The organism is Myxococcus sp. CA039A (genome assembly GCF_013336645.1).
GTDB classification, from domain to species: domain Bacteria; phylum Myxococcota; class Myxococcia; order Myxococcales; family Myxococcaceae; genus Myxococcus; species Myxococcus llanfairpwllgwyngyllgogerychwyrndrobwllllantysiliogogogochensis.
In genome coordinates this window covers 1-5,369 of record NZ_JABUMQ010000499.1, presented here as the reverse complement: position 1 = coordinate 5,369, position 5,369 = coordinate 1, and the positions used below count along the sequence as shown (strand labels likewise).

The following is a 5,369-nucleotide window of genomic DNA, read 5'->3' as shown; positions in this document are numbered from 1 at the left end:
CGCCCACCCTGGTGGGCAGGTCCTCGCGGGGCCGTGGCGTGGAAGCCCTGCTCTCCGCCGTGCGCACCCGGCAGCGCCGGTACCTGTGGCTCCAGGGGCTCGCACTGGGCTTCATGGCCGCCTGCCTCCTGTGGGTGGGTGGCGGCCTGCTGGGACTCGTGGCCCCGCGCCTGGGCGGGTCGCTGCTCGGCATGGCCGTGCCCGTGGGCGCCGCGGTGACGTGTGTCTTCGGCCTGTGGCTCGCGCGGCGACGGGTGGGCGACGACCTGCTCACCGCCCGACTGGTGGGCCAGCGTCGGCCGGAGCTGTCGCTGGACGTGCTGGCCGCGGTGGAGCTGCGGCGCGAGCAGGGCGGACACGCCAACGGCTCGCCGGAGCTGGCGGAGGCCTTCCTCGCGCAGATGGACACGCGGGTGCGCACCGTGGACGTGCGCTCCATCGTCGACGGACGCCCCGTGCAGCGCAGCGCCCTGGCCGCGTGCGGCGTGCTGCTGGTGCTCGCGCTGGTGTTGGGGCTGTTCGGTGAGAAGTGGGCCGCGGGCCTGAAGCGCATCCTCGAGGTGGCGCGCGCTCCGGAGGCCCCGACGCAGGTCGAACCCATCACCGGCGACATCGAGCTGACGTACCGCTACCCCGCGTACACCGGCCTGTCCCAGCGCACCGTGCCCGGCACCGACGGCGCCGTGAGCGCCCCGGCCGGCACCGAGATTCTCATCAAGACGCGCTCGGACCGCCCCGTGGAGCGCGCGGAGCTGGTCATCAACACCGAGTCGGTACCGCTCAAGGTCACCGGCAACCGCGATTTGGAAGGCACCTTCATCGCGAAGCAGACCGGCCACTACCACTTCGTCTTCTACGCCCGGCGCGAGAAGCCCCTGGCGGTGGGCCCCGACATCCCCCTCACCGTGGAGGCGGACAAGGCGCCCCAGGTGACGCTGATGACGCCCGCCGCGGAGCTGGAGGTCGACCCCAACCAGAAGGTGACGCTCAAGTACGAGGCCACCGACGACTACGGCCTGTCCGGCCTGTCGCTCGTCTTCCGCACGCCCGGCGCGCAGAAGGACACGCGCGTGCCGCTGCGCCGCGAGGACGGCCGGCGCAGCCGCGACACGTACACCTGGGATTTGGGCTCGCTCAAGATGGACGCCGGCGACCGGATTACCTACTTCGTCGAGGCGCAGGACAACGACGCGGTGGACGGCCCCAAGAAGGGTGTCAGCCGCACGCAGGTGCTGCGCATCTACTCCGCCGCCGAGCACCACCGCGCCGCGCTGGAGAAGGCCGAGCAGCTGTGGGGCCGCATGGTGGACCACCTGGCGGACCGGCTGGAGGGTCCGGACCGCGACAAGCAGAAGGACGCCCAGGCCATCGCCACCGCCGCGTCCGTGGACACCAGTGGCCAGCAGCTCATCACCGACATGCGCACCCTGGCGCAGACGCTGTCGCGCGAGCGCGACGTGCCCACCGAGCTGGTCTCCGCGCTCGCCAACATCTCCGAGTCCCTGGGCAGCCACATCAACGGCACCGCGGACTTCCGCCGCCTCTACCTGCGCACCCAGCGCGCGCGGGGCGAGGACTGGGGCACCGGCAACCGCCTGTCCGGCGTGGTGACGGAGGAAATCGCGGAGCTGGAGAAGGACATCCTCTACCTGGAGGCGCTGCTGGACCGGCAGAAGCTGGAGGCGCTCCAGGAGATGGGCAAGCAGTTGGCCGGAGAGCGGCGAGAGCTGTCGCGCCTGATTGAGCAGTTCAAGGCCAACCCCGACGAGGCCGCGCGCCAGGCGGTGATGGAGCAGATTCAGCAGCTCAAGGCGCGCATCCAGGAGCTGATGCAGCGCATGGCGGAGATGCGCAAGGGCATCCGCGACGAGCACCTCAACGCCGAGGCCCTGTCCGAGATGATGAAGGACCAGGACATGCAGAGCGCCCTGGACGAGGTGGAGAAGCTGATGCGCGAGGGCAAGACGGACGAGGCGCTCGCGAAGCTTCAAGAGCTGGGCATGCAGATGGACGAGATGCTCAAGGGCCTGGACGAAGCCAACGAGGAGTTCGGCGGCGAGCAGTACCCGGAGCTCGCGGAGAAGTTCGGCAAGTTCATGGAGGACCTCAAGGGCACCGTGGACGAGCAGCAGCGCGTGGCCGAGCAGACGCGACAACTGCGAGACCAGGCCCGCGCGCAGAACAAGGAGCGGCTCTCCGAGCGCGGCGAGTCCATCAAGAACGACCTGATGCGCAAGGTGCAGCAGGCCCAGCAGAGCTACGACAAGCTCAACCCGGAGCACCTCAACAGCCGCGCCGCCCGGCCGCTGGAAGAGGCCCAGTCGGAGCTGCGCAACGTGGAGAGCGCGCTGAAGGTGAACGACTTCGACCTGGCCGCGGAGGCTGCCGCCCGGGCCGAGGACGCGGCCCGGCAGCTGGCCGGCATGGGTGAGCAGCAGAAGCAGCTCGACGAGATGTTCGGCAACCCGCCCGAGGTGCGGCAGCAGTCCTCGGAGCTGGCCCAGCGCCTGGACCGTGACGCGCGCAACGTGCAGGACGTGAACAAGCAGCTCCAGTCGCTCTTCCCTCCCCCCGGCTCGCAGCTCTCCCAGCAGGAGAAGCAGCAGCTCCAGCAGCTCTCCGAGCAGCAGCAGCAGTTGGAGCAGCGCGCGCAGAACCTGCGCCAGCAGATGGAGGAGATGGAGCAGACGGCGCCGCTGTTCGGCGAGGAGGCCGCGCAGCAGATGGAGGGCGTGGGCCAGCGCATGGGCGAGGCCGCGCAGCGGATGCAGGGCAAGGACCCGGGCCGGGGCTACGGCGAGCAGCAGGCCGCGCTGGAGGGCCTGCGCCAGTTCCAGCAGCAGATGCAGCAGGGCCAGAAGGGCCGCAAGGGCGGGCTGCCGCTTCCCGGTGGGATGAGCGGGCGCAAGCAGGGCAACTCCGGCAGGGACCCGAAGGACGAGGTGGAGCTGCCCGACGAGGACGCGTTCCAGGCCCCCAAGGAGTTCCGCAAGGACTTGCTGGACGCGATGAAGCAGGGCGCGCCGGAGAAGTACCGCGAGCAGGTGAAGCGCTACTACGAGGAGCTGGTGAAGTGAGAGACCGCCGGATGAATCGCTGGGTGGCCCTCGCGCTGGCCCTGGGACTGGGTGTGGCCACGCCCGCCGTCGCGCAGGACGCGTCCTCCCTCAAGGACGAGGTGAAGACGCGCCTGGGCCAGGTGGAGCAGGGCCTGGACGACTGGGACGTGCCCGGGGCGAAGCGCGAGCTGGCCGCGGTGGAGCAGCTGATTCCCTCCGACGTGGAGCCCTTGAAGTACTACCAGGGCCGCGTGGCCTTCGAGGAGGGCCGCTACGACGACGCGGTGGGGCTCCTGGAAGGCGCCAACATCGAGGACAAGCCGGGCAGCTACCTGCGGCTGGCCAAGGACACGCGCGACATCGTCAAGAGCCACGAGCGCGCGGAGAGCGAGCACTTCATCTTCTTCTATCCGAAGGGCAAGGAAGCGGTGCTGGTGCCCTACGCGCTGGAGACGCTGGAGGCCATCCACCGGGCCATGGCGGAGGACCTGGGCTGGACGCCGCCGGGCGGGAAGATTCGCGTCGAGGTGGTGAACAACGCGCGCGAGCTGTCCAAGGTGAGCACGCTCACCGAGAAGCAGATTCGCACCACCGGCACCATCGCCATCTGCAAGTTCAACAAGCTGATGGTGACCAGTCCCAAGGCCGTGGCGCAGGGCTACGACTGGCAGGACACGCTGGCGCACGAGTACATCCACCTGGTCGTCAGTCAGATGAGCCGCAACACGGTGCCCATCTGGTTGCACGAGGGCCTGGCCAAGTTCCTGGAGTCGCGCTGGCGCGGCAAGGCGGGCCTGGCGATGACGCCGTCCACGCAGGCGCTCCTGGGCAAGCGCGTGAAGGCGGACACGCTCATCCCGTTCGAGAAGATGCACCCGTCCATCGCGCTGTTGCCCACCGCGGAGGACGCGGCCACCGCGTTCGCGGAGGTGTTCTACGCCATCGACTACGTGCACCAGTCCAAGGGCTCGGCCGGGCTGCGCGCCGTCGTCCACGAGCTGAAGGCCGGGCAGACGGACAAGAAGGCGGTGGAGGCGGCCATGGGCATGCCCTTCGCCCTCTTCGAGAAGACGTGGCTTTCGCACATCAAGAAGCAGCCCTTCCCCTCGGAGCTGGTGCCGCGCGACGACCGCGTGGTGCTGAAGGAGGACGCGAAGAACAAGTCGAAGGAGGACGGCGAGAAGAAGGGCCGTGAAATCTCCTTCGGCGACTTCAACGAGGTGGCGGAGGTGCCGGCGCGCAAGTTCGCGCACCTGGGTGAACTCTTGCGCGAGCGCAACCGCGTGAAGGCCGCCGCCGAGGAGTACGCCAAGGCGCACAAGCTGGTGGGCGACAAGTACGAGTCCGTCTCCAACAAGTACGCGCTGGCGCTCCTGGAGTTGAAGCGGCTGGATGAAGCGGAGTCCGTGCTGCGCGGCAGCCTGCGCGTGCACCCGGGCTCGCCCGCCACCAACGTGCACCTGGGCCGCATCCTCCTGCACCGCAAGGACTACCCGAAGTCGAAGACGGCCTACCTGGAGGCGCTCGCCTCGGACCCGTTCGACCCCGAAATCCACGTGGCGCTGACGCGCATCCACGGCGCGCTGGGCGAGACGGCGCTGGCGACCCGCGCGAAGGCGGCGACGGTGGTGCTCACCGGCCTGGAGCCCGCCGAGGTCGACCAACTGGCGCAACAGTTCCTGCGCGAAGAGGGCGTGCTGTCGGAGACCAACGTCCCCGCCACGGGAGGCGCCCCGAGCAAGCCCGTCGCGCCCGCCACGGGACCGACGGACGCGGGGCGCTGAGCCGCGACACGGAAAGCAGGGCACGCGCGCCCGTCCCCGCGGCGCGCCTCGGCGTGGAGCCTGGAGCAGGCAGAGAGCGAGCCGACAGGCAGGGGCCTGCCCGCCACTGAAGGCCCGCCCTCGCAGTGTCCAGGTTCAGCCGGGGAGGCGTCGTCATGGACATCCGGCCGCTCGTCTCGCTGTCCGCCCGGCTGATGGAAGCCGCGGGCGTCGGCGCCATGGTCCTGGGCGCGTTGATTGCCCTCGTCGCGATGCTGTTCCGGCACCGGGGGCTCCCGCCCGCCGAGGCCTATCGCCTCTTCCGGCTGAACCTGGGCCGCGCCATCCTGCTCGGCCTCGAGTTCCTGGTCGCCGCCGACATCCTGCGCACCGTGAGCAACGAGCCCACCTTGCGCGATGTCCTGGTGCTGGGCCTCATCGTCCTGGTGCGGACGTTCCTCAGCTTCACCCTGACGGTGGAGCTCGAGGGCCGCTGGCCCTGGCAGCCCGAGCGCGAACACGCGCGTCCCACCGCCTCCCCTCCCCG

3 protein-coding genes are annotated in these 5,369 nt (G+C 70.0%); all 3 read left to right on the top strand.

The window, feature by feature from the left end:
• The first annotated feature begins 8 nt into the window (after window positions 1–8).
• The gene (locus HR086_RS44345; RefSeq protein ID WP_217442200.1) at window positions 9–3,077 is read left to right on the top strand and encodes a DUF4175 family protein; all 3,069 of its coding nucleotides are present in this window, start codon (window positions 9–11) and stop codon (window positions 3,075–3,077) included.
• A gap of 11 nt (window positions 3,078–3,088) precedes the next feature.
• Window positions 3,089–4,843 carry a peptidase MA family metallohydrolase gene (locus HR086_RS44340; RefSeq protein WP_174468655.1) on the top strand — a complete coding sequence of 585 codons (1,755 nt, stop codon included), beginning with the start codon at window positions 3,089–3,091 and terminating at the stop codon, window positions 4,841–4,843.
• A gap of 155 nt (window positions 4,844–4,998) precedes the next feature.
• Window positions 4,999–5,369, top strand: a 371-nt coding sequence (locus tag HR086_RS44335; protein ID WP_174468654.1) for a DUF1622 domain-containing protein, incomplete at its 3' end; no start/stop codon positions are given.

What these genes read in the sequence shown, in the direction of transcription:
- HR086_RS44340 (WP_174468655.1), top strand. Translation starts at nt 3,089, where the DNA reads ATGAATCGCTGGGTGGCCCTCGCGCTGGCCCTGGGACTGGGTGTGGCC.